Consider the following 23766-nt stretch of genomic DNA (forward strand, 5'->3'; position numbering starts at 1 on the left):
GGTCAGTTCCGAAAACGTTGTGGCTTGAAAGGTTCTATATCGATCGCAGGCGTGTCACCCGTGATGAGATCGCGGATGATCCGGCCTGTCGCCGCCGATTGCGTGAGGCCAAGATGGCCGTGGCCGAAGCCGTAATAGATATTCCCGCCAGCCGAGGCCCGCCCGATGACGGGAACCGAATCCGGCATGGATGGCCGATAGCCCATCCATTGCACCCCGCCCTCGGTTTTGAGGCCCGGCAGGAATGTCGAGGCCTTCCTGAGCATGGCCTCCGAGCGCGCGAAATTGGGCGGCAGGTCCAGCCCGCCGAACTCGACGGCGCCGCCGACGCGCAGGCCCGTTTTCATCGGTGTGATGACGAAGCCATGGCCGGGAAATGTCAGCTGCCGCTTCACATCGAAAGCACCGACCGGCAGGGTCGTATTATAGCCGCGCTCCGTATCGAGCGGCACCGTATCGCCAAAACCCTTGGCAAGATCGCGCGACCATGCGCCCGCCATCAGGACGAGATGCGCCGCTTCGATTACGGTTCCATCTTCGAGACGGACGCTGGCCCCGCCATTGCCCGGCTTCGCGCTTGTGACCTTCGCCTGACGGAAACGTGCGCCCAGCTTTTCCGCATGGGCCCAGATTGCCTTGCCGAACAGCTTGGGGTCGCTGACATTCTTCCAGCCGGGCACGAAGGTTCCGGCAACGATACGCTGGCTCAGCCCCGGCTGCAATTCGGCGATGCGCGGCCCACGCACATGCTCATGGGCGATACCGGCTTTCTCACGAATCTCCCAGCTCGGAAGGACGGCGGCCAGTTCGGCTTCGCTTTCATAGAGTTCGAGATTGCCGTCTTCCTGCAAACGGTCGCGCAGTCCCGCCCGGTCGATCAGCGCCAGCATCTCGCGTTCCGCAAGGCGCATGATGTCTGCCTGCGCCAGCGCGGATTTTTCCAGCGCTCCGGCACTGCTGGCGCGCCAGAAACGATAGAGCCAGGGGAGCAGTTTCGGAAGATAGGATGGACGGATCGCAAGCGGCCCGAGCGGGTCCATGAGCCATCCGGGAACCTTGCGCATGATCCCCTTGGACGCCATTGGAAGAATATCGGAAAAAGCGAGCGCCGCCGCATTGCCCGCACTCGTTTCCTCGCAGATACCGGTTCTGTCGAGCACCAGCACCTGGCGCCCCGCCTCTGCGAGTAGCGCGGCGGTCGCCACGCCCACGATGCCGCCACCGATAATCACGACATCCTGCTGACCCTGAGGATCAGATTTCATCTTCTTGCGGCTCCCCACCGTATTTACCCCTTTCCCGGCGCCGACCGGAAAACGGACGAGACCGGCGCGCCGGTCGGAAATGTAATTATTTCAACCCCAGCGACCGTAACCGCGTCCACTGTTTTTTTGGAATGACACTATGCCGGAAATCCGTCATCGCTTGCAAAGCCCGTCAAGACCCGGATAAGGATTGACTACCAGGTTAGGCCAATATTGATATATCAGAGATATATCTGTAAGATGAAACTATGTCAATCGTCGCAAACACAAGGCATGGACCGGCATGGAAGAAACGAGCGTTCAGGACAGGTTGACACGCAGCATTGCCGACGCTTCGTCGGCCATGAGCGACGGCTGGGGCAGTGAAAGTCTCGCCGAGCGGGCCTATCGCGTTCTGGAACGATCGATCGTCACGTTCGAACTGGAACCGGGCGCGGTTGTCAACGAGCGCACGCTGATCGAACTTACCGGCATGGGCCGCACGCCGATGCGCGAGGCCATACAGAGGCTCGCCTGGGAAGGGCTGGTGGAAGTGCGGCCGCGTTCCGGCATTGCCATTGCGCCGATCGATCCGAAGGATTTCATCAAGGTTCTCGATGCCCGCGAAGGCGTGGAGCGCGTGATGGCGCGCGATGCGGCACGCTACGGCAGCCCTCGCGATTATGAGCGGCTGGAAGCTGCGGCAGCCGCGATGCGGCAGGCGATCCCGACCGAGGATGTGGCCCTGTTTCTGGACGCCGACAAGGCCTTCGACATCGTTCTGGGCAGTGCGGCCAGCAATCCCTATGCCGCGCGCATCGCGGCCCCGCTACAGACCCACAGCCGCCGCTTCTGGTTCAGGCTTCGCCCCTCGACGGGCATTGCCGGTTCGGCCAATGCCCATGCGGAGCTGATTGAGGCGATCATATCGCGCGAACCGGAGCGCGCGAGCGATACGGCCAGCGAATTGATGGCCTATCTGCGTACGCTCGCACCCTGAAGCGGGCTTCCGCCCCGGCCTTATCGATGAACGAAACGCCCGCGTCCCGGATCAATGAACCTTGTTCATCGAATCCGACATCTTGCGAAGCACATTGAGCGCGATGTTCAATTCCTCGTCGCTCACGCCTTCCAGAAGGTCCTCGCGTACATCGCCCGAAAGCTTGACCACCTGTTCGGCGAGCGTCTTGCCTTCTGCCGTCATCACGACCCGCTTGGCGCGGCGGTCGCCCTGGACCGTCTGTCGCTCGATGAAGGACTGGCGCTCCAACCCGTCGAGCAGACGCACCATGGTTGCGTTCTCGATCTCCAGCGTTTCAGCCAGTTCCCTCTGGTAAAGGCCTTCATGTTCGATCAGGGCGAGCAATGTGCGAGCGCGCGCCAGTGTCAGTCCGCGCTCCTTCACACGGGCATCGAAGACCGTGCGCAGCTTGCGATTAACCTTGGCCATGGCGTCGATCATTTCGGCTCTGAGATCTGCCGTGCTCATTCAAACCGCCTTGTTATATAAGTAAACTAATGATTGATGATCTAGATAGATCGCTGGCAAACCGTTTTCAAGCAAACTCGCCGAACTCACACAACCGTGATGGGATAGGTCCGCCGCCCCTTTTGCCGTGGAATTCACTAAATCTTGAAGCCAGAAACAGAAAAAGCGGGCCTAAGACCCGCTTTTTCGAAACTGCTAAATTGCTTGCCCGTCAGGCTGGCAGGATGGTTCCCTGCAACGTCATCAACTGATGCAGGAAGATTTCCGCCTTGGTGCGATGTTCGTTCGACGATGCGTCGTCCAGAGCCTCGCGGGCATGGTCGATGCGGCGCTGAATGTCGGCCGGATCGATATCGTCCACATGGGTCGCCGATTCGGCCAGAACGGTGCAGCCCTGCGGGGTGATGTCGGCGAAACCGCCGAAAACCACGTAGGAGTCGGACTTGCCGTCGGCCAGCTTCACCGAAACGACACCCGGCATGATCGTCGTCATCAGCGGCGAATGACCGGCGAGAGCCGTCAGATAGCCTTCGCTACCCGGAATGACGACTTCCGTCACCTGCGCGGAAAGCAGGAGCCGTTCAGGCGACACGAGTTCGAATTGGAAAGCTTGAGCCATGGTTCTCACTTAATTCTTCAGAACATGATTTTGAATAAGTCATGCTCAAACAAAATGAACAGGCATTTTCGGCGGGTCGGTGACCCGCCGAAAATTCAATTCATCAGGCAGCTTCGGCAGCCAGCTTCTTGGCCTTTTCGAGCGCTTCGTCGATGGAGCCGACCATGTAGAAGGCAGCTTCCGGCAGATGATCGTAATCACCGGCGCAAAGGCCCTTGAAGCCCTTGATCGTATCGGCGAGGTCGACCAACTTGCCCGGCGAACCGGTGAAGACTTCAGCCACGAAGAACGGCTGCGACAGGAAGCGTTCGATCTTGCGGGCGCGGGCAACCGTGAGCTTGTCTTCTTCAGACAGCTCGTCCATGCCCAGGATCGCGATGATGTCCTGAAGGGCCTTGTAACGCTGCAGGATCGACTGAACCTGACGGGCAACGGCGTAGTGTTCTTCACCGACGACCGTCGGATCGAGCATACGCGACGTGGAGTCGAGCGGATCGACAGCCGGGTAGATACCCTTTTCAGCGATCGAACGCGACAGAACGGTCGTGGCGTCAAGGTGGGCGAACGACGTGGCCGGAGCCGGGTCGGTCAAGTCATCGGCAGGCACGTAAATGGCCTGAACCGAGGTGATCGAACCCTTGGTCGTCGTGGTGATGCGTTCCTGCATGGCGCCCATGTCGGTTGCCAGCGTCGGCTGATAGCCCACGGCGGAAGGAATACGGCCGAGAAGAGCCGACACTTCCGAACCTGCCTGCGTGAAGCGGAAGATGTTGTCCACGAAGAACAGAACGTCCTGACCCTGGTCGCGGAAGTTTTCAGCAACCGTCAGACCGGAGAGAGCGACGCGGGCGCGGGCACCCGGAGGCTCGTTCATCTGACCGTAAACGAGGGCTGCCTTGGAGCCTTCGCCGCCGCCGAGCTTGTTCACGCCCGATTCGATCATTTCGTGGTAAAGGTCGTTGCCTTCACGGGTACGCTCACCGACGCCTGCAAACACGGAGTAACCGCCGTGCGCCTTGGCGACGTTGTTGATGAGTTCCATGATGAGAACGGTCTTGCCGACGCCTGCGCCGCCGAACAGGCCGATCTTGCCACCCTTGGCGTAAGGCGCCAGAAGGTCGACGACCTTGATGCCCGTGACCAGAATTTCGGCTTCCGTCGACTGCTCGACATATTCCGGTGCCGGCTGGTGAATGGCGCGCAAGGCCTTGGTCTTGAGCGGGCCTGCTTCGTCGACCGGTTCGCCGATGACGTTCATGATGCGGCCCAGCGTTTCTTCGCCGACCGGAACCATGATCGGTTCGCCCGTGTCACGTACTTCCTGACCGCGAACGAGACCTTCGGTCGCGTCCATGGCAATGGTGCGAACGGTGTTTTCGCCCAGATGCTGCGCGACTTCGAGAACCAGGCGATGGCCCTGATTGTCGACTTCGAGCGCGTTGAGGATCAGCGGGAGCTGGCCTTCATCGAACTGGACGTCGACGACAGCACCGATGACCTGCGTAACGCGGCCGACCACGCCGGTTGCGGCGGTCTTGGGCGCTGCAGACTTGGGCGCGGCAGACTTGGCCGCTGTGGTTTTAGGAGCCGCTTTCTTGGGCGTCGCCTTCACCGCCGGCGTCCCTTCGGCTGCGGCGGTAGTTTTCGGGGTCGCTGCTTTTGCCATCGATCCTTACCTTCCGTTAGCACGATCTCCGAAAAGTTGCGGGCTTTTCGGACAAATCATGCGGTAAACCTAGAGCGCTTCCGCGCCCGAAATGATTTCGATCAGTTCCTTGGTGATCTGCGCCTGACGCTGGCGGTTATACGTGATCGACAATTTGTTGATCATGTCGCCCGCATTGCGCGTCGCATTGTCCATCGCGCTCATCTTCGCGCCCATCTCGCCTGCCACGTTTTCCAGCAATGCGCGGAAAATCTGGACCGAAATGTTGCGCGGGATCAGCGTCGAGAGGATCGCCGCAGGATCAGGTTCATATTCGTAGATCGCATCGCCTGCGGTCTCCGCCCCGGCCTCATCGCCAGCCGAAGCCGGAATGAGCTGCTGGGCGGTCGGAACCTGACTGATCACCGACTTGAACTCGGAATAGAACAGGGTGCAGACGTCGAAAGCACCTTCCTCGAACAGCTTGATGACCTTGTGGCCGATCTGGTCGGCATGCACAAAGGCGAGCTGCTTGACTTCGCGCAGGTCGACATGGTCGATCAGGAGACCCGCAAATTCGCGACGCAGAATATCCGCGCCCTTCTTGCCGACCGTGATGATCTTGACCGTCTTGCCTTCAGCGAGGAGCTTGCGGGCATGATCGCGCGCCAGACGCGCGATCTGGCTGTTGAAACCGCCGCAAAGGCCGCGTTCCGCAGTGCAGACGACGAGCAGATGCACGTCGTCCTTGCCCGTACCAGCCATCAGTGCCGGCGCATCTTCGCCGGTGACGTTCTGCGCGATATTCGCAAGAACGGCGCCCATGCGCTGCGAATAAGGCCGTGCGGCCTCCGCAGCTTCCTGGGCACGGCGCAGCTTCGCCGCGGCGACCATCTGCATCGCCTTGGTGATCTTCTGCGTCGCCTTGACCGAGGCGATACGGTTTCTCAGATCCTTTAGTGAAGGCATCCGTTCATCCCGTCTGAGCATGATTCCGAAAAGTTGCAGACTTTTCGGATAAAATCATGCGGCCAGTCTGAGCATGATTCCGAAAAGTTGCAGACTTTTCGGACAAAATCATGCGGCTAACATAATTCAGGCAAAGGACTTGGCGAAAGCGTCGATCGCTGCCTTGAGCTTGCCCTTGAGGTCATCGGTGATGGCTTTCTCGTCGCGAATGCCTTCAAGCACAGCCTTGTGCTCGGTGCGCAGCGAAGCGAGAAGACCTTCTTCAAACTTGCCAACCTGATTGACGGCCAGCTTGTCGAGATAACCGTTAACGCCAGCATAGATCACGGCGACCTGCTCTTCCGTCTTCAGCGGCGAGAACTGCGGCTGCTTCAGAAGTTCGGTCAGACGCGCACCACGGTTCAGCAGGCGCTGCGTCGAAGCGTCAAGGTCGGAACCGAACTGGGCGAAAGCGGCCATTTCACGATACTGGGCAAGCTCGCCCTTGATCGAACCGGCAACCTGCTTCATGGCCTTGATCTGAGCGGACGAACCAACGCGCGAAACCGACAGACCGACGTTCACAGCCGGACGGATACCCTGATAGAACAGGTTGGTTTCGAGGAAGATCTGGCCGTCGGTGATCGAGATCACGTTGGTCGGAATGAAGGCGGAAACGTCGTTGCCCTGCGTTTCGATGACCGGCAGAGCCGTCAGCGAACCGGCACCGTTTTCGTCGTTGAGCTTTGCAGCGCGTTCGAGAAGACGGGAGTGCAGGTAGAAAACGTCGCCCGGATAAGCTTCGCGACCCGGAGGACGGCGCAGCAGAAGCGACATCTGGCGGTAAGCCACAGCCTGCTTGGACAGATCGTCATAGCCGATCAGGGCGTGCTGGCCATTGTCGCGGAAATATTCGCCCATGGCGCAACCCGCAAACGGTGCAAGATACTGCATCGGAGCCGGATCGGAAGCGGTAGCCGCGATCACGATGGAATATTCCAGAGCGCCGCGCTCTTCGAGAACCTTCACGAACTGGGCGACGGTCGAACGCTTCTGGCCGACGGCGACATAGACGCAGAACAGCTTGTCCTTGTCCGGGCCGTTGTCGTGGATCGGCTTCTGATTCAGGAACGTGTCGAGAATGATGGCGGTCTTGCCGGTCTGGCGGTCGCCGATGACCAGCTCGCGCTGGCCGCGACCGACAGGGATCAGAGCGTCGATGGCCTTGAGGCCGGTCGACATCGGCTCATGCACCGACTTGCGCGGGATGATGCCGGGAGCCTTGACGTCCACGCGGCGGCGTTCCTTGGCCTTGATCGGGCCTTTGCCGTCGATCGGATTGCCGAGGGCGTCGACAACGCGGCCGAGCAGTTCCGGGCCGACCGGCACGTCAACGATGGCGCCGGTGCGCTTGACGACGTCGCCTTCCTTGATGTCGCGGTCGGCACCGAAGATAACGACGCCGACATTGTCGCTTTCAAGGTTCTGCGCCATGCCGCGAATGCCACCGGGGAATTCGACCATTTCACCGGCCTGGACATTGTCCAGACCATAGACGCGGGCGATACCGTCGCCAACGGACAGAACCTGACCGACCTCGGAGACCTCAGCCTCCTTGCCGAAGTTCTTGATTTGCTCTTTCAGGATAGCGGAAATTTCCGCAGCGCGGATGTCCATCAGCCGACCTCTTTCAGTGCAAGCTTGAGAGAAGAAAGTTTGGTGCGAAGGGACGTGTCGATCTGACGCGAACCCATCTTGACGATAAGACCGCCGAGGATCGACGGATCGACGGTGACGTTGATCGTCACGTCCTTGCCGGCAACGCCCTTCAGCGTTGCCTTCAATTCGTTCTGCTGCGCGGCCGTAAGCTCATGCGCGGAAATGACGTCGGCGGAAACTTCGCCACGATGCTCTGCTGCGATACTGCGGAAAGCGGCAATGATGCCCGGCAGGGCGAAGAGGCGACGGTTGCCTGCGACGACACGCAGGAAATTCCCGACCAGACCCTTGATGCCCGCCTTGTCGGCGATCGCGCTGATAGCGTGAAGCTGGTCTTCCGAAGAAAAAACCGGACTGGAAATCAGTCGCTTGAGGTCTTCGCTTCCGCTCAGAAGCGCCTCGAAACGGCCAAGATCCTTTTCCACAGCCGCAACGGAATTTGCTTCGAGCGCCAGCTCGAAAAGCGATCCCGCGTAACGCTGTGCGACACCTGAAATGAGCGAAGACGTTTCAGCCACGAACAACCTGCTCTCTACGTTGAAACCATCCTTTTGGGACCCAATCCTGTTCAGGGCACCAAGCCGATGATTTTATTGAATGTTTCCGGAAAACCACTGACGCGCGAGCACGTCAACACCGAAATGTGATTGCCGTCTAGCATAGACGAACAGGACTCGCAACACGCGAATCCGGCACTTTTGTGTAAGATTTGCCGCCTTTCCCGGTCAAAAAAGTCGCATCTGCCGCCATGCGACCCGACCGGACCGCCGCCCATGCAAGTTTAAGCTGCAACGCCGCTCACGAAACGAAACCGAATGCATAGAGCAACGGACCGGCCGCGAGCACGAATTCGACCAGCGCGGCAAGGCTGCCGTAGAAGTGTCCGCCTGCCGGGCCGCCCTTGTGTCCGCCCTTGTGTCCGCCCGTATCCGACATCATGGAAATGAAGCGTCCGAACAGCGCAAATCCCCACACAGCGCCAAGCACGACCCAGAGAAATGGCTGTGCGAAGATCAGACAACCGATTCCCACTCCCAGATACGGACCGGCCAGCGTCGCCCGAATGGAGCCGTAGCCTTCCGGCCTGCCGTTGATCGGCTGGAGCCGCAGGAGCTTCATCGTGATGCCGGGCGCAAAGAGCATGACCAGACCGGCAAGCGCCGTCACGGCGGCGGCTCCCCATGCAAGCCATTCGCCCGTGGTGGCGGGAAGATAGAATTCCATCGCATTTACCCTCGTGATTTTACGCAGTCATAACGGAATTCGACATGAAGTGCATCCGCCACGTCCGCCGCATAGGCTGTTCAGATTCAGGCTCTGCCGTGCCGAAAATAGTGGATTGGCGGACCGGAGCGTACCTGAAGTACGTGAGCACCGGAAGCGTACCAAGACGCTATTTGCAGGCCGGCAGAGCCTGAATATCAACAGCCTACAGGAAGCTTTGCGGATCAATATCCACCTGTACCCTGATCGAACCGCGCTCCTTCGGCGCGGCAGCCAGCAAAGCCCGGATAAACCCCTGAATATCCGCGCGTTTCGTGCCATGCACGAGAATGCGGAAGCGATGGCGTCCGCGCACCATTGCCAGCGGCGCCTCTGCCGGACCAAGGACGGAAATCTCCGGCGACGAAGGGGCTGCGCGGCGCAGCGCACGCGCATGATTTTCCGCATCAGGGCGATTGTCGGCAGAAATGATCAGCGCCGCAAGCCGCCCGTAAGGCGGCAGGGCGCTGCGCTCGCGCTCCTCGATTTCGCGCGCATAAAAGGCTTCCGCATCGCCGCTCACAATGGCGCGCATCACCGGGTGGTCCGGCTGATAGGTCTGGATGAGGCCGAGGCTCTTGCGGCCCGTGCGGCCCGCACGGCCCGTCACCTGATTGAGAAGCTGGAAAGTGCGTTCCGCCGCGCGCGGATCGCCATTGGCCAGCCCCAGATCGGCATCCACCACGCCCACCAGCGTCATATTGGGGAAATTATGCCCCTTGGCGACAAGCTGCGTGCCGATGACGATGTCCGCCTCGCCCTTGGCGATGGCGTCGAGTTCGAGCCGAAGCCGCTTTACCCCGCCTGCCATATCCGACGAAAGAACAATGATTCGCGCCTTGTCGAAGGTCGCGGCCACTTCCTCGGCAATGCGTTCGACGCCGGGGCCGCAGGCGACCAGATGATCGAGCGTGCCGCATTCGGGACAAGCCTCCGGCACCGGCTCGTGATAGCCGCATTGATGGCACATGAGCTGTCCGCGAAACCGGTGCTCGACCAGCCAGCTCGAACATTGCGGGCACTGGAAGCGATGGCCGCAGACGCGGCACAGCGTCAGAGGCGCATAGCCGCGCCGATTGAGGAACAGAAGCGCCTGCTCGCCACGCTCGACCGTCTTGCCCACGGCTTCGGTCAGCGCGGGCGAGAGAAACCGGCCCGGCGGCGGCGGAGAACGCCGCATGTCGATGGTTTTGAGATCAGGAAGCGCTGCCTCGGCATAGCGACCGTAAAGCTTGATTCGCCTGTAGCGTCCCTGCTCGGCATTGACCTGACTTTCGATAGACGGCGTGGCCGAAGCCAGCACCACCGGAAAGCCGCCAATATGGCCGCGCACCACCGCCATGTCGCGGGCATTGTAGAAAACGCGGTCTTCCTGTTTGTAAGCCGGATCATGTTCTTCATCGACCACGATCAGGCCAAGTTCCTTGAACGGCAGAAACAGTGCCGAACGCGCGCCCGCCACGACCCGCACCGTGCCTTCGGCCACCTGGCGCCAGACGCGCTCGCGAGTGCGCGGCGCCAGATCGGAATGCCATTCGGCGGGTTTTGCGCCGAAACGGTCGTGGAAACGGTCGAGAAACTGCTGGGTCAGCGCGATTTCCGGCAGGAGAATCAGGACTTGCCTGCCCTGCTCCAGAGCCTTGGCCACTGCTTCAAAATACACTTCGGTCTTGCCGGAACCCGTCACACCATCGAGAAGCGACACCGAAAATCTGTTCGCGGAAACGGCATCGGACAGCATTTCCGCCGCCGCCTGCTGGTCCTCCGAAAGCGTGGCGCGCGCATAATCCGTATCGGGCTTCGCGACCACTGCCGGAGGCGGCAGCATGACTTCTTCCAACACGCCCTGCGCCTTCAAGCCCTCGACAACGGTTGTGGAAACGCCAGCGGCGTGCGCCAGACCTGATCTGGTCCAGGCAAGGCCGTCGCGGGCAAGTGTCATGACGCGCGCGCGCGCCTCGGTCATGCGCTCCGGCTCGCCCCCTGCATAGCGCAGCCCCGGCACGGGCGGTTCGGGGTCGAAGGCAGCGGGCACGCGCAGCACCATGCGCGCCACCATACCCGGCGGCGACAGCGTGTAATCGGCCGCCCAGCGCATGAAGCGCAGTATCTCGCCATTGACCGGCGGACAATCGAAAACCTCTGAAATGGATCGCAATTTCCTTGCATCCACCGCGTCGGTTTCGCCCTCGCAAACGATCCCCGCGACTTCGCGCGGCCCGAGCGGCACGCGCACGATGGAGCCGGGCTGGACGTCCATGCCCTCAGGGACCATATAAGAATAAGGCCGTTCCGCGGGCATCGGCACGAGCACGGGAACGACCCGCAGCGCGGGCTCTGGAAAGAGACTGGAAATATCGTGCGAATCTTTCGACATGATCGCGTGACCTTGGCGCGGCTTTGCGCTAAAGAAAAGCCACCTTCCGGGACTTAAATGGTTTTAATTTCCGAATATCACCCGCGCTCACTATGGAGGAACGCTCTCATGAAGTTTTTCGTGGACACTGCGGACGTCAAGGAAATCCGCGAACTGAACGACCTCGGGCTGGTCGATGGCGTGACCACCAATCCGTCGCTGATTGCAAAGTCGGGCCGCGACATTCTTGAAGTCACCAAGGAAATCTGCGGCATCGTCAAGGGCCCGGTTTCGGCGGAAGTCACCGCGACGGATTTCGACGGCATGATGAAGGAAGCAGCCGTTCTTTCCAAGCTTGCAGACAATATCTGCATCAAGGTTCCGCTGACGCTGGACGGTCTGCGCGCCTGCAAGAAGCTGTCGTCGGAAGGTCACAAGGTCAATGTGACGCTGTGCTTCTCGGCCAACCAGGCACTGCTCGCCGCCAAGGCCGGCGCGACCTACATCTCGCCCTTCATCGGCCGTCTGGACGATACCGGCATCAACGGCATGGAACTGATCGCGGAAATCCGCACCATCTATGACAATTACGATTTCCGCACGGAAATCCTCGCCGCTTCGGTTCGCACCGTCAATCACGTCAAGGAAGCAGCGCTGATCGGCGCCGATGTCGTGACCGCGCCGCCTGCAACGCTGAAGGCGCTCGTCAAGCATCCGCTGACCGACAAGGGCCTCGAAGCCTTCCTCGCTGACTGGGCGAAGACCGGCCAGAAGATCGCCTGATCGAGCATGATCGAGCTTGATCCCGAAAAGTGGGAACCGGTTTTCGGATAAGATCATGCTCAAACAAAAACCAGAGCGGAACAACGATTCAACTGAGAGTTAAGCCCGCTCCGGCTATATGCAATTCATGAAAAACGGCGGGTCGGTGACCCGCCGTTTTTATGTTCATTTCGATTGCCAGTGACTGCAATCGGAGCCTGAATCAAAAAGCGGCATGAGCGTGCGAAAATGGTGATTTCCGAGTACCGGAGCGCAGTGTACTTCTGGGTACATGAGCACCGGAACTTGAGACAAATTGCCATTTGCAGCCGCTCATGGCGACCTTTGGAGCAGGCTCTCAGAGTTTCGACATCTTTTGCGCCAGTGCGAGGAAGACCTGTTCGGCCAGCTCTTCGGCGGCGCGCTTGGTGGCATCGCGCTGCGCGCGCAGATTGGCGAATTCCTGACGCGGACGGTCGAAGGAAGCGCCAGCCGTGCGCGTACCGGTGGCAAGCGGCTTGCCGTCCTTGTCGCGCAGGACGAAATTCGACGTCGCCTTGACGATACCGGCCGACGGACGGCCGGTACGATCGGTATTGTCGCCGATATCCACGCTCACCGCCGATATCACGGAACGGCTCAGGCCGAGGCTCAGGCGATAGCCCGGATTGGCCGGTTCACCGGCCCCGCCGCCGAGCAGGAAGATCAGGCGGTTGCGCACCTGCTGCCCGTAAATACTGTTCGCCGGATCGATCGACACCGAAGCAAGCTTGGCGCGCATATCCGGTGCAACGCTGCCGCCTATGGTCCCGCCGGCACCCGCGCCGGAGGAATAAAGCGGCTGTACGGTGCAGCCAGCCATCAGAACCGCCGCCCCGAGCGCGAAGAACGCGACCCGAAAAGCTTTGATTGCGGAGAAAAAGCGATCAGGCAACGACATTGACGATCCTTTGCGGCACCACGATAACCTTCTTCGGCGAGCCCCCGTTGAGCGCAGCCTTGACGAAGTCAAGTGCGAGCACCGCCTGCTGGATGCTAGCTTGATCAGCGTCGCGCGCGATTGTCAAATCCCCGCGCTTCTTGCCGTTGATCTGCACCGGCAGAACGATCTCGTTTTCCACTACCAGAGCCGGATCGAAAACCGGCCAGGCACTGCGGGCAACCAGCGTTTCCTTGCCGCCGATCCTGCCGCCCAGCGCTGCGAGGCACTGTTCGGCCAGGTGCGGCATCATCGGCGCCAGCATCATGACCAGCATTTCGGTCGCTTCACGCAGGGCAGCCTTCAATTCGTCGTCGGCCTTGCCCGCCGCGACCGCCTGAAGCGGAGCCGCGACCGTGTTGACCAGTTCGTAAAGACGCGCCACGCCACGGTTGAAGGCGAGCTTTTCGATATCGTCGCCGACGGCTTTCACCGCCTTGTGCGCGGCCTTGGAAACGGCCAGCGCCTCGCCGCCGGTTCCGGCTTTCGGCGCCACGTCCTTCAGCGCGTCAGAGGCTTCCGAAATCAGGCGCCAGACGCGCTGCACGAAACGATGCGCGCCTTCCGCGCCCGCTTCCGTCCAGATCACATCACGTTCCGGCGGCGAATCGGACAGCATGAACCAGCGGGCCGTATCCGCGCCGTAAGACGCGATGATGTCGTCGGGATCGACCACATTCTTCTTCGACTTCGACATTTTTTCAATCGAGCCGATTTCAACCGGCGCGCCGCCGTCGAGCATGGTCGCCGCGCGCTTGCCGTCCACTTCCTCGATGCGGATATCGGCGGGCGCCACCCACTGGCCGTTGGCCTTGTAGGTTTCGTGCACCACCATGCCTTGCGTGAACAGGCCCTTGAACGGCTCATCGATGCCGACATGACCGGCAACCTTCATCGCGCGGGTGAAGAAGCGCGAATAAAGAAGATGCAGGATCGCATGTTCGATGCCGCCGATATACTGATCGACCGGCAGCCAGCGGTCGGCAACCTTGCGATCCGTCGGCTCGTTTTCCCACGGCGCGGTGAAGCGCGCATAATACCAGGACGAATCGACGAATGTATCCATCGTGTCCGTCTCGCGCCGCGCATCGCCGCCGCATTTCGGGCACTTCACGTGACGCCAGGTCGCGTGACGGTCGAGCGGATTGCCCGGACGGTCGAATTCCACGTCATCGGGCAACTTGACCGGCAGATCGGCGCGCGGCACCGGATTGACGCCGCAAGCCTCGCAATGGATCATCGGGATCGGGCAGCCCCAATAGCGCTGGCGCGAAATGCCCCAGTCGCGCAGGCGGAACTGAACCTTGCGCTCAGCCTGCGGGCGATTGCCGAGACTGCTCTTTTCCAGCCGGTTCGCCACTTCATCGAAGGCCGCTTCCGGCGTCATGCCGTCGAGGAAGCGCGAATTGATCATCACGCCATCGTCGGTATAGGCCGTGTCGCCAATGCTGAAACCTGCCGCGTCCTCACCCTTGGGCAGAACCACCGGCGTGACCTTGAGGCCGTATTTATTGGCAAAATCCAGGTCGCGCTGATCGTGCGCCGGGCAGCCGAACACCGCGCCCGTGCCATATTCCATCAGCACGAAATTGGCGACGTAAAGCGGCAGTTCCCAATTGTCATCGAACGGATGCTTGACCTTGACGCCGGTGTCGAAGCCCTTCTTTTCAGCCGTTTCGAGCGCGGCCAGGGACGTGCCCTGCTGATGGCACTCGTCGATGAAGCCGGTAAGATCGGCATTGTTTTCGGCAAGCTTCTTCGCCAGCGGATGATCGGCGGAAATGGCCACGAAAGCCGCGCCGAACAGCGTATCCGGGCGGGTGGTGTAGACTTCCACTTCCGAGAAACCGGCAGGCGCGGTCTGGCCGTCGAGCGCGAAACGCACCTGCAAGCCTTCCGACTTGCCGATCCAGTTCTTCTGCATGACCCGGACTTTTTCCGGCCACTGGTCGAGCGTGTCGAGACCGGCCAGCAGTTCCTCGTTGAAATCGGTGATCTTGAAGAACCATTGCGTCAGTTCACGCTGTTCGACCAGCGCGCCCGAGCGCCAGCCGCGACCGTCCACCACCTGCTCATTGGCAAGCACGGTATTGTCGACCGGGTCCCAGTTGACCTTGGAGGTCTTGCGCGTCACCAGACCCTTTTCATAAAGGTCGATGAACAGCATCTGCTGGCGGTGATAATAATCCACATCACAGGTTGCGAATTCACGCGACCAGTCGAGCGACAGGCCCATCGATTTCAGCTGGCTGCGCATCGTGGCGATGTTCTGATAGGTCCATTCCTTGGGATGCACCTTGTTCTGCATCGCCGCGTTTTCCGCAGGCATGCCGAAGGCGTCCCAGCCCATCGGGTGCAACACGTTGAAACCCTTGGCGCGCTTGTAGCGGGCAACGACATCGCCCATCGCATAGTTGCGCACATGGCCCATATGGATGCGCCCCGAAGGATAGGGGAACATTTCGAGCACGTAATATTTCTCGCGGGGATCACTGTTATCTGTTTTAAAAGTCTGGTTTTCGTCCCAGATCTTCTGCCAGTGCGCTTCCGCCACGCGCGGATTATAACGTTCGGATGCCATGAGCGTATTTACTCGTACGAAGGTGATGCAATAAGGAGAGTCGATAGTTATGGCGACCTTCACCACGTATTGGCGGGAGCGTCAAGTTTTTGCGGATGAAAAGCCTGAAAGCGAGGGTTCCATGTCTGATGTCGTAGCCAATCTCAACACGGTCAAGACTGCAATCGCCAATGCCGAAAAGGAATCGCACCGCAGGCAAGGCTCGGTCACGCTCGTCGCCGTGTCGAAAACCTTCGATGCGGATGCCATCCGCCCCGCCCTCGACGCGGGCCAGCGCGTCTTCGGTGAAAACCGCGTGCAGGAAGCCCAAGGCAAGTGGCCGGAACTGCGTGAAGATTATGCCGGTATTGAACTGCACCTCATAGGCCCGCTGCAATCCAACAAGGCCGCCGATGCCGTCGTCCTTTTCGATGTCATCGAAACCGTGGACCGCGAAAAGATCGCCGCGACCTTGGCCGCCGAAATCAAAAAGCAGGGCAAAAGCCCGAAGCTCTATGTGCAGGTGAATACCGGGCTTGAAGAGCAGAAGGCCGGCATTGCTCCGAAGGAAGCCGTCGCCTTTGTCGAGCGCTGCCGCAAGGAACATGGCCTCGCCATCGAAGGGCTGATGTGCATTCCGCCCGCCGACGAAAATCCGGGGCCGCATTTCGCGCTTCTGGAAAAGCTTGCGCGCGAGGCGGGCGTCGAAAAGCTCTCCATGGGCATGTCCGACGACTATGAAACCGCCGTCGGCTTCGGTGCGACCTCGGTGCGCGTTGGTTCGGCCATCTTCGGCGGGCGCAGCTATCCAACCTGACTGTATGCCCGCCTTTCAGTGCAGGACGACCTCGCCCTGCACATTGCGCCAGTCCGATGGACCAAGCAGGCGGCAATGCGTGTAGCTGACGGAATGCAGCGGTCCTTCGATCTCGCGCTGCCAGAATTCCAGAAAATGACACAGCACCGGAAATTCCGGCGCGAGATCGTAATCCTGCCAGACAAAAAGCTGGATGAGATGCGGATGATCCGGCAGGTGATAGAACAGTTTCGCCGTGGTCAGGCCGTAACCGGCGAGTTGCAGTTCGAAAGCGGATTTCAAATTCAAAGCGGACGTCGTCATGGCGATTTCCCCTTTTTGTGAAGAGCCATATTGTCAGGCTCCTGAATAAGAGATAATCGTCTTGAATAGTTTTTAAACAGTAAAAACAATATATTAGCAACAATCTCGATCGAGTGCTGCCAGTCCGCCCCGAAGATTGTGCGTCATTGTGGAACATGGACGCGCCGATTGTCTAATTTACCTTGCCGGCAATGGACGGTAGACAAGGCACCCGATGGCCTTGCTTTCGCGGCGGGCCGTTTCATCCGGCGGGAGGTGCCGGGCATTTTTGGGTGCATTTATGCGAACGGAATCTTGCCGTCCGGCTCGCGGAAATGCTGAAGGAGGACATCATGTCGGAAAAGCTTTACCCGGTGCTGGCCGAGGCGAAGAAGAACACGCTCATCGACGACGCAACCTATCTCGACTGGTATCAGGAGAGCGTGACCGATCCGGACGGATTCTGGGCAAAGCATGGCCGGCGTATCGACTGGTTCAAGCCGTTTACCAAGGTCAAGAATACGAGCTTCGACGGCGACGTTTCGATCAAGTGGTACGAAGACGGCGTCACCAATGTTTCCTATAATTGCATCGACCGCCATCTGAAGAGCCGCGGCGACAAGGTCGCCCTCATCTGGGAAGGCGACAATCCCTATATCGACAAGAAGATCACCTATCGCGAGCTATATGAAAATGTCTGCCGCATGGCGAATGTGCTGAAGAAGCACGGCGTCAAGAAGGGCGACCGCGTCACGATCTACCTGCCGATGATCCCGGAAGCCGCTTACGCCATGCTCGCCTGCGCGCGCATCGGCGCTGTGCATTCCGTGGTCTTTGCCGGCTTCTCGCCGGAAGCGCTCGCGGGCCGCATTGTCGATTGCGAATCCACCTTCGTGATTACCGCCGATGAAGGCGTGCGCGGCGGCAAGCCGGTCGCGCTGAAGGAAAACACCGACACGGCCATCGACATTGCCGCCAAGCAATATGTCCTGGTCAACAAGGTGCTGGTCGTGCGCCGCACCGGCGGCAAGGTGAGCTGGGGCCGCGGTCGCGACCTGTGGTATCATCAGGAAGTCGCCACGGTCGAGGCGACCTGCGAGCCGGAGCCGATGAACGCGGAAGACCCGCTCTTCATCCTCTATACGTCCGGCTCCACCGGCAAGCCGAAAGGCGTGCTGCACACCACGGGCGGCTATCTCGTCTATGCCTCCATGACCCATCAATATGTCTTCGACTATCATGATGGCGACGTCTACTGGTGCACGGCGGATGTGGGCTGGGTAACGGGTCACTCCTATATCGTCTATGGACCGCTCGCCAATGGCGCGACGTCGCTGATGTTCGAGGGTGTGCCGAATTTCCCCGATCAGGGTCGTTTCTGGGAAGTGGTGGACAAGCACCACGTCAATATCTTCTACACCGCGCCAACCGCCATTCGCGCGCTGATGGGCGCTGGCGACGAGTTCGTCACGCGCTCCTCGCGCTCCTCGCTGCGGCTACTCGGCTCCGTGGGCGAGCCGATCAACCCGGAAGCCTGGGAATGGTATTACAATGTCGTGGGCGACCAGAAGTCGCCGATCGTCGACACCTGGTGGCAGACGGAAACCGGCGGCATCCTCATCACGCCGCTGCCGGGCGCGACCGACCTCAAGCCCGGTTCCGCCACGCGTCCCTTCTTCGGCATCAAGCCGGAGCTGGTGGACGGCGAAGGCAATGTGATCGACGGCGCATCGGACGGCAATCTGTGCATCACCGATAGCTGGCCGGGCCAGATGCGCACGCTTTACGGCGATCACCAGCGCTTCATCGAGGCTTACTTCTCCACCTACAAGGGCAAGTATTTCACCGGCGACGGCTGCCGCCGCGACGAAGACGGCTATTACTGGATCACCGGCCGCGTCGATGACGTCTTGAACATTTCCGGCCACCGTCTCGGCACGGCGGAAATCGAATCGGCGCTTGTCTCGCACCATTCGGTTTCGGAAGCCGCCGTTGTCGGCTATCCGCATCCGATCAAGGGACAGGGCATCTATTGCTATGTCACGCTGATGACCGGAGCGGACGCGCAGGACGCCGACGAACTGCGCAAGGAACTGACCCAGCACGTGCGCAAGGAAATCGGTCCCATCGCCACACCGGACAAGCTCCAGTTCGCGCCGGGCCTGCCGAAAACCCGTTCGGGCAAGATCATGCGGCGTATCCTGCGCAAGATCGCCGAGGACGATTTCGGCGCGTTGGGCGACACCTCGACGCTTGCCGATCCAGGTGTGGTGGACGACCTGATCCAAAACCGCCAGAACAAGCTGTAACGCGAAAAGGCCGGGAATTTCCCGGCCTTTTGTTTTCCGGCACGAGCGCCAAAGTTTGGTAAGATTTTCGTCCTGCTGAGACGAAAATCGTGATCTTTGAGAACCGGAGCGGAGTGTACTTCAGTACATGAGCACCGGAAGCGCAAAAGAGCGCGATTTGCAGGCCAGCAGGGCGGAAATATCCCAAACTTTTCAGAAGTCGATCGTCCGCCCCTTGATCTCCCAGTCGCCGAAACGCGCGGGATCCTTGCCACCGCGACCGCCAATCTCGCGCGGCGCTTGCGCTTCTTTTTCGGCGGCGCGGCGTTCTTCGGCTTCCTTCAGCGCGCGCTGGGCAGCCGGAGGCAGATCGTCAAATTTGCGCGGCGCGGCGTTCTCGTCGATGTCGGTTGCGTTGAGTTTATCGGTCATCCGCTTAGGTTCCATTATTGAAGCGCAGGCTTTTGATACCCATCATATAGGCAGGAATAGTAGGGACGCAAAACCCCGTTTGAGATAAACTCCCGCTGACTTGGAGACCGCCACGGATGAATATGACCAAAACTGCCATGCTGATCGCGCTCATGACGGTCATGTTCATGAGCATCGGCTATTTGCTGGGCGGCGGAGGCGGCATGATGATCGCGCTTGCGATCGCCGTGGCCATGAACCTGTTCGGCTACTGGAATTCCGACAAGATGGTCCTGCGCATGTATAATGCGCAGCAAGTGGACGAGCGCAGCGCCCCCGACTACTACCGCATGGTGAGCGGTCTCGCCGCCAATGCCGGCCTGCCGATGCCGAAAGTCTATATCATCCACGAAGACCAGCCCAATGCCTTTGCCACCGGGCGCAACCCGGAAAACGCCGCCGTTGCCGCCACGACCGGCCTTCTCAATCGCCTGACGCCGGAGGAAGTGGCGGGCGTGATGGCGCATGAACTGGCCCACGTCCAGAACCGCGACACGCTGACCATGACCATCGTGGCGACGCTTGCCGGCGCCATTTCCATGCTCGGCAATTTCGCCTTCTTCCTGGGCGGCAACCGCGAGAACGGCAACGGCATCATGGGCGTGGTCGGCACCCTCCTCGCCATGATCGTCGCCCCCTTTGCCGCCATGATCGTGCAGATGGCCGTCAGCCGCACCCGCGAATATGCCGCCGACAGGCGCGGCGCGGAAATCTGCGGCAATCCGCTATGGCTTTCCACCGCGCTGAACAAGATCGCGCGCAGCGCCAAGGTCATCCCGAACGAAGAGGCCGAACACAATCCGGCAACCGCCCATATGTTCATCATCAATCCGTTGAGCGGGCGCGGCGCGGACAGTCTTTTTTCGACCCATCCCGACACGGACAACCGCATCGCGGCACTCGAACAGCTTGCCGCCGAAATGGGCATCCGCTCCGCCGGTGCGGCATCGCGCGCATCTGCCCCTTCCCAAAACAGTGGGCCATGGGGTAATGCAGGCGGCAACAACAATGGCGGTTCGGGCTTTCGGGGCCCATGGTCGTAGATAAAGTAGAATAGTGTGAACGATAAAAAGCCTGCACCGCGGCGCGGAAACAAAAAGCCGCAAGCACAAAACAATGTCGCGGATCGCCCCGGTCTGGCAGCGCGTTTATGCGCCGCGCGCCTGCTCGGCGCGGTGATCGAGAAGAAGACGTCGCTCGACGGCCTGACCGACAATGTCCACGGCCACCCGCAATATCTGGCGCTGGAGCCGCGTGACCGCGCACTGGTTCGCGCCATCCTCGGCGCGAGCTTGCGCAATCGCGGCGCCATCGAGCGCGCGATCGACAAGCGCCTCGACAGGCCCCTGCCGGAAAACGCCGTTGCGCTGAAACATCTTCTGCATGTGGCGGTGGCGCAGATATTCTATCTCGACCTGCCCGATCATTCGGCGGTCGATCTGGCGGTGGAAGCCGCCAGCAGCGACCCGCGCAACCGCAAATATGCCGGTCTCGTCAACGCCCTTCTGCGTCGCCTTTCGCGCAACAAGGAACGCGCGCTGGCGCACACGTTAGAACCGGAACGCAATGTGCCGGACTGGTTTGCCAAAAGCATCGCGGACGCCTATGGCGCGGAAAAGGCCGCTGCCATTTTTGCCATGCACGCCTATGAACCGCCCATCGACTTCACCGTGAAGGGCGACCCGGAAGGCTGGGCCGAAAAACTCGGCGGAGTGGCGCTTCCCAACGGCTCGGTACGCCTGCAAACCATCGAAGGCAATCTCACCGACCTGCCCGGCTTTGCCGAAGGCGACTGGTGGGTGCAGGATGCCGCCGCCAGCCTGCCCGCCCGCCTGTTGGGCGATATCGAGGGCAAGCGGGTCGCAGACCTTTGCGCCGCCCCCGGCGGCAAGACGGCGCAGCTTGTGCTTCAGGGCGCGGACGTGACCGCGCTCGACCTTTCCGAAAACCGCCTGAAGCGTCTCAACGGCAATCTGGAACGGCTGGGCTTCAAGGCCAAGACCGTCGCGACCAACCTGATGGACTTCGAACCGGACGAATTGTTCGACGCGGTGCTGCTCGATGCGCCCTGCTCTTCCACCGGTACGGTGCGCCGCCACCCCGACGTGCCATGGACAAAAACACCGGAAGACATCGCCAAACTTGCCGACCTTCAGGGCAGGCTTCTCGCCCATGCGGCGACCTTGGTGAAGCCCGGCGGCGTGATCGTCTTTTCCAATTGCTCGCTGCACCCGCTCGAAGGCGAGGAAATGGCGCGCAAGGCGGACGAGAATCCGCTTCTGGAAACCGACCCGATCACGGAGCGCGACTGCCCCGGTCTGGACGGACTGGTGACGTCGGAAGGCTATCTGCGATCCACGCCTGCCGACCTGCCAGCCGAACGCTTTGGCGGCAATCCGCATATGGCCGGCATGGACGGCTTCTTCGCCGCCCGCTTCAAGCGCGTATAGCAATCGCCGATAAATTAGTAAAATTGCCATAACGGGTCGCAATACCCGTTATGGTTAACGCTCGATTCACCATTTCGGTACAATTGTATCAAGGGACACCGGCTGTTCGAATGGCCGCAGAATAATGACAGACAATACGGAGAAAGACCGGGTGGCAGTCGCCCTCAGCGAAACCCCGCACCTGTGGGGACTGGCCGTTGCACAGGCCTGGCGCAAATTCAGCCGCCGCCTGCGCATGGGGCCGCTTTATCGCTGGCGCTTCACCGGCTTTACGCCCGATCGCATCCTGATCGCGCCGCCCGATCTGCGTGTCGCGGACCCGCAGCTTGCGCAGGAGTTCTACCACGGCCGCTTCGCGCTCGCCGGCCGTCTTGTCGAAACCGGCGGATTGTCGCCTTTCGCCGTCGAGCCGCCAACGCCCGAATGGGAAGCGGCACTTCACAGTTTCGGCTGGCTGCGCCATCTCAAAAGCGCTCATAGCGAGCTTGCCACCGCCAATGCGCGCGCGCTTGTCGATGACTGGATGCGCATGTTCGGCAAGCGCATCGGCGGTCTCGCCTGGTCGCCGGAAGTGACCGCCCAGCGCATCATCGCCTGGCTCCAGCATTCGAACCTCATCCTGTCGGGCGCGGAACTGCCCGCCTATCGCAAGTTCATGCGCTCGCTCGCCATGCAGGTGCGCTATCTGCGCACGGTCGCCGCCGCCATGGACGATGGCGAGGAACGCCTGCGCGCCCGCATCGCACTCGCCTTCGCGGCTCTGGCGCTCCCCGTTTCGCCGCCCACGGCGCGCGCCGCGCGGCGCAATCTCGAATATGAACTCAAGCGCCAGATCCTGCCCGACGGCGGGCATATCTCGCGCAATCCCGTCACTGTCCTGGAACTTTTGGCCGACCTCCTGCCGCTGCGCCAGACCTATGCCAACGGCACCGAAGCGCCGCCGAAAGCGCTGATCGAAGCCGTCGAGCGCATGTTGCCCGCGCTGCGCTTCTTCCGTCATCAGGATGGCAGTCTCGCCCTTTTCAACGGCGTTGGCCCCACCATGCCGGAGCGCATCATTTCGGTGCTGCGCCACGACGAAACCGCCGGATCGCCGCTGACGCACGCGCCCTATTCCGGTTATGAGCGCCTTTCCATGGGCTCGACCACCATCATCGCCGATACGGGCCTGCCGCCGCCGGTCACCGCATCGCGGGACGCCCATGCCGGTTGCCTCGCCTTCGAAATGTCCTCCGGACGCCAGCGCTATATCGTCAATTCCGGCATCGACCGTTTCGGCCCGCCGGAATTTCGTCCGTTGGGGCGCTCGACAGCGGCCCATTCCACCGCCACGATCAACGACACATCCTCATGCCGCTTCAGCCTCAATGCCGGTCTTTCCAACATGATCGGCACACCGATCATTGCAGGCCCGACCCGCGTGCAGCGCGACCGGATCGAGGAAATGGGGCGGCAGGGTTTCGTTGCCAGCCATGACGGCTATGCGCGCCTGTTCGGCATCTATCATGAGCGCCGCGTCGTGCTTTCGCACAATGGCAGTGTCATTCAGGGCGCGGATCGCTTCTATCGCGGCGATGGCCGCTCGCTCAAGGCGAACGGACGCGACAATATTGCCGTCCGCTTCCATGTTCACCCGTCGGTCGATATTTCCTTCGATGAAAACGGGCTGATCATTCTGTCGGCGGATCGCGACGATACCTGGGTCTTTTCCTGTTTCGAGGTGGCGCCGCAGCTTGAGGATTCCATCTTCTTCGCGGGCTTCCGTGGCCCGGTGACGTCGAAGCAGATCGTGCTCTCCTTCCCGGCCTCCGAACTGCCGGAAGTGAACTGGCAATTCAGCCGCGTCGCGCTCGGCAGTTACGTATAAAGTTCAA

General features: G+C 60.6%; 20 protein-coding genes and 1 pseudogene. 7 read left to right on the plus strand and 14 right to left on the minus strand.

Going from position 1 to position 23766, the window contains the following annotated elements; genetic code table 11:
- Window positions 1-2: 2 nt before the first annotated feature.
- Complete coding sequence (locus FHS76_RS14005; protein WP_328700499.1) at window positions 3-1346, minus strand: NAD(P)/FAD-dependent oxidoreductase; 1344 nt, start codon at window positions 1344-1346, stop codon at window positions 3-5.
- A 202-nt stretch (window positions 1347-1548) separates the two neighbouring features.
- On the opposite strand from FHS76_RS14005, the gene FHS76_RS14010 reads away from it, so the two are divergent.
- A complete protein-coding gene (locus FHS76_RS14010) occupies window positions 1549-2244 on the plus strand; it encodes a GntR family transcriptional regulator (protein ID WP_183653726.1) in 696 nt (231 codons plus the stop codon).
- A gap of 51 nt (window positions 2245-2295) precedes the next feature.
- On the opposite strand, the gene FHS76_RS14015 is transcribed toward FHS76_RS14010, so the two are convergent.
- The 8 genes from FHS76_RS14015 to FHS76_RS14050 form a co-directional block, all read right to left on the minus strand.
- The gene (locus tag FHS76_RS14015) at window positions 2296-2733 is read right to left on the minus strand and encodes a MarR family winged helix-turn-helix transcriptional regulator (RefSeq protein WP_183653728.1); all 438 of its coding nucleotides are present in this window, start codon (window positions 2731-2733) and stop codon (window positions 2296-2298) included.
- Window positions 2734-2944: 211 nt separating this feature from the next.
- Window positions 2945-3352: a F0F1 ATP synthase subunit epsilon gene (locus FHS76_RS14020; RefSeq protein WP_183653731.1), complete on the minus strand. Its 408-nt coding sequence runs from the start codon at window positions 3350-3352 to the stop codon at window positions 2945-2947.
- Between the two features lie 103 nt (window positions 3353-3455).
- Window positions 3456-5018, minus strand: coding sequence for a F0F1 ATP synthase subunit beta (gene atpD / locus FHS76_RS14025; protein WP_183653734.1), 1563 nt, complete (start codon window positions 5016-5018; stop codon window positions 3456-3458).
- Window positions 5019-5087: 69 nt separating this feature from the next.
- Window positions 5088-5966, minus strand: a complete 879-nt coding sequence (locus FHS76_RS14030) for a F0F1 ATP synthase subunit gamma (protein WP_183653737.1) — start codon at window positions 5964-5966, stop codon at window positions 5088-5090.
- 126 nt (window positions 5967-6092) lie between these two features.
- Window positions 6093-7622, minus strand: coding sequence for a F0F1 ATP synthase subunit alpha (gene atpA / locus FHS76_RS14035; RefSeq protein WP_183653740.1), 1530 nt, complete (start codon window positions 7620-7622; stop codon window positions 6093-6095).
- Window positions 7622-8182, minus strand: coding sequence for a F0F1 ATP synthase subunit delta (locus FHS76_RS14040; protein ID WP_183653743.1), 561 nt, complete (start codon window positions 8180-8182; stop codon window positions 7622-7624). Before FHS76_RS14040 ends, atpA begins: the two co-directional genes overlap by 1 nt.
- A gap of 280 nt (window positions 8183-8462) precedes the next feature.
- Entirely contained in the window at window positions 8463-8888 is a 426-nt protein-coding gene (locus FHS76_RS14045; protein WP_183653746.1) for an AGROH133_08824 family phage infection protein, read from the minus strand.
- Window positions 8889-9093: 205 nt separating this feature from the next.
- Complete coding sequence (locus tag FHS76_RS14050) at window positions 9094-11304, minus strand: primosomal protein N' (RefSeq protein WP_183653749.1); 2211 nt, start codon at window positions 11302-11304, stop codon at window positions 9094-9096.
- A 108-nt stretch (window positions 11305-11412) separates the two neighbouring features.
- Between FHS76_RS14050 and fsa the strand changes: the two genes are divergently transcribed.
- Complete coding sequence (fsa, locus tag FHS76_RS14055; protein ID WP_183653752.1) at window positions 11413-12066, plus strand: fructose-6-phosphate aldolase; 654 nt, start codon at window positions 11413-11415, stop codon at window positions 12064-12066.
- 194 nt (window positions 12067-12260) lie between these two features.
- Here fsa and FHS76_RS22905 read toward each other — a convergent pair.
- The 3 genes and pseudogenes from FHS76_RS22905 to leuS form a co-directional block, all read right to left on the minus strand.
- Window positions 12261-12407: pseudogene (locus tag FHS76_RS22905) on the minus strand (flagellar basal body P-ring protein FlgI); the annotation flags it as partial.
- A complete protein-coding gene (lptE, locus tag FHS76_RS14060) occupies window positions 12404-12985 on the minus strand; it encodes an LPS assembly lipoprotein LptE (RefSeq protein ID WP_183653755.1) in 582 nt (193 codons plus the stop codon). The pseudogene FHS76_RS22905 and the gene lptE, both read right to left, overlap by 4 nt.
- Complete coding sequence (gene leuS / locus FHS76_RS14065; protein WP_183653770.1) at window positions 12972-15605, minus strand: leucine--tRNA ligase; 2634 nt, start codon at window positions 15603-15605, stop codon at window positions 12972-12974. The genes lptE and leuS overlap by 14 nt, the downstream gene beginning before the upstream one ends.
- Window positions 15606-15726: 121 nt before the next feature.
- Between leuS and FHS76_RS14070 the strand changes: the two genes are divergently transcribed.
- A complete protein-coding gene (locus FHS76_RS14070; RefSeq protein ID WP_183653774.1) occupies window positions 15727-16401 on the plus strand; it encodes a YggS family pyridoxal phosphate-dependent enzyme in 675 nt (224 codons plus the stop codon).
- A gap of 15 nt (window positions 16402-16416) precedes the next feature.
- Here the strand turns inward: FHS76_RS14070 and FHS76_RS14075 are convergent, their stop codons facing one another.
- A complete protein-coding gene (locus FHS76_RS14075; protein ID WP_183653777.1) occupies window positions 16417-16704 on the minus strand; it encodes an usg protein in 288 nt (95 codons plus the stop codon).
- Window positions 16705-17036: 332 nt separating this feature from the next.
- On the opposite strand from FHS76_RS14075, the gene acs reads away from it, so the two are divergent.
- On the plus strand, window positions 17037-18992 hold the full coding sequence (gene acs, locus FHS76_RS14080; RefSeq protein WP_183653779.1) for an acetate--CoA ligase: 1956 nt from the start codon (window positions 17037-17039) through the stop codon (window positions 18990-18992).
- Window positions 18993-19184: 192 nt separating this feature from the next.
- Here the strand turns inward: acs and FHS76_RS14085 are convergent, their stop codons facing one another.
- Window positions 19185-19403 (minus strand): DUF1674 domain-containing protein, encoded by a 219-nt coding sequence (locus FHS76_RS14085; protein WP_183653781.1) that lies wholly within the window; start codon window positions 19401-19403, stop codon window positions 19185-19187.
- A 116-nt stretch (window positions 19404-19519) separates the two neighbouring features.
- Between FHS76_RS14085 and htpX the strand changes: the two genes are divergently transcribed.
- The 3 genes from htpX (at window position 19520) to FHS76_RS14100 (ending at window position 23759) form a co-directional block, all read left to right on the plus strand.
- Window positions 19520-20485: a zinc metalloprotease HtpX gene (htpX, locus tag FHS76_RS14090; RefSeq protein WP_183653783.1), complete on the plus strand. Its 966-nt coding sequence runs from the start codon at window positions 19520-19522 to the stop codon at window positions 20483-20485.
- A 15-nt stretch (window positions 20486-20500) separates the two neighbouring features.
- Window positions 20501-21892, plus strand: a complete 1392-nt coding sequence (locus tag FHS76_RS14095; protein ID WP_183653785.1) for an RsmB/NOP family class I SAM-dependent RNA methyltransferase — start codon at window positions 20501-20503, stop codon at window positions 21890-21892.
- A 124-nt stretch (window positions 21893-22016) separates the two neighbouring features.
- Entirely contained in the window at window positions 22017-23759 is a 1743-nt protein-coding gene (locus FHS76_RS14100; protein WP_183653787.1) for a heparinase II/III family protein, read from the plus strand.
- Window positions 23760-23766: the final 7 nt, after the last annotated feature.

The organism is Brucella daejeonensis, from assembly GCF_014199265.1.
Lineage (GTDB): Bacteria > Pseudomonadota > Alphaproteobacteria > Rhizobiales > Rhizobiaceae > Brucella > Brucella daejeonensis.

What these genes read in the sequence shown, in the direction of transcription:
- acs (WP_183653779.1), top strand. Translation starts at nt 17,037, where the DNA reads ATGTCGGAAAAGCTTTACCCGGTGCTGGCCGAGGCGAAGAAGAACACG.
- FHS76_RS14010 (WP_183653726.1), top strand. Translation starts at nt 1,549, where the DNA reads ATGGAAGAAACGAGCGTTCAGGACAGGTTGACACGCAGCATTGCCGAC.
- atpA (WP_183653740.1), bottom strand. Translation starts at nt 7,622, where the DNA reads ATGGACATCCGCGCTGCGGAAATTTCCGCTATCCTGAAAGAGCAAATC.
- fsa (WP_183653752.1), top strand. Translation starts at nt 11,413, where the DNA reads ATGAAGTTTTTCGTGGACACTGCGGACGTCAAGGAAATCCGCGAACTG.
- lptE (WP_183653755.1), bottom strand. Translation starts at nt 12,985, where the DNA reads ATGTCGTTGCCTGATCGCTTTTTCTCCGCAATCAAAGCTTTTCGGGTC.
- FHS76_RS14075 (WP_183653777.1), bottom strand. Translation starts at nt 16,704, where the DNA reads ATGACGACGTCCGCTTTGAATTTGAAATCCGCTTTCGAACTGCAACTC.
- FHS76_RS14085 (WP_183653781.1), bottom strand. Translation starts at nt 19,403, where the DNA reads ATGACCGATAAACTCAACGCAACCGACATCGACGAGAACGCCGCGCCG.
- FHS76_RS14045 (WP_183653746.1), bottom strand. Translation starts at nt 8,888, where the DNA reads ATGGAATTCTATCTTCCCGCCACCACGGGCGAATGGCTTGCATGGGGA.
- leuS (WP_183653770.1), bottom strand. Translation starts at nt 15,605, where the DNA reads ATGGCATCCGAACGTTATAATCCGCGCGTGGCGGAAGCGCACTGGCAG.
- FHS76_RS14070 (WP_183653774.1), top strand. Translation starts at nt 15,727, where the DNA reads ATGTCTGATGTCGTAGCCAATCTCAACACGGTCAAGACTGCAATCGCC.
- htpX (WP_183653783.1), top strand. Translation starts at nt 19,520, where the DNA reads ATGAATATGACCAAAACTGCCATGCTGATCGCGCTCATGACGGTCATG.
- FHS76_RS14050 (WP_183653749.1), bottom strand. Translation starts at nt 11,304, where the DNA reads ATGTCGAAAGATTCGCACGATATTTCCAGTCTCTTTCCAGAGCCCGCG.
- FHS76_RS14020 (WP_183653731.1), bottom strand. Translation starts at nt 3,352, where the DNA reads ATGGCTCAAGCTTTCCAATTCGAACTCGTGTCGCCTGAACGGCTCCTG.
- FHS76_RS14030 (WP_183653737.1), bottom strand. Translation starts at nt 5,966, where the DNA reads ATGCCTTCACTAAAGGATCTGAGAAACCGTATCGCCTCGGTCAAGGCG.
- atpD (WP_183653734.1), bottom strand. Translation starts at nt 5,018, where the DNA reads ATGGCAAAAGCAGCGACCCCGAAAACTACCGCCGCAGCCGAAGGGACG.
- FHS76_RS14100 (WP_183653787.1), top strand. Translation starts at nt 22,017, where the DNA reads ATGACAGACAATACGGAGAAAGACCGGGTGGCAGTCGCCCTCAGCGAA.
- FHS76_RS14015 (WP_183653728.1), bottom strand. Translation starts at nt 2,733, where the DNA reads ATGAGCACGGCAGATCTCAGAGCCGAAATGATCGACGCCATGGCCAAG.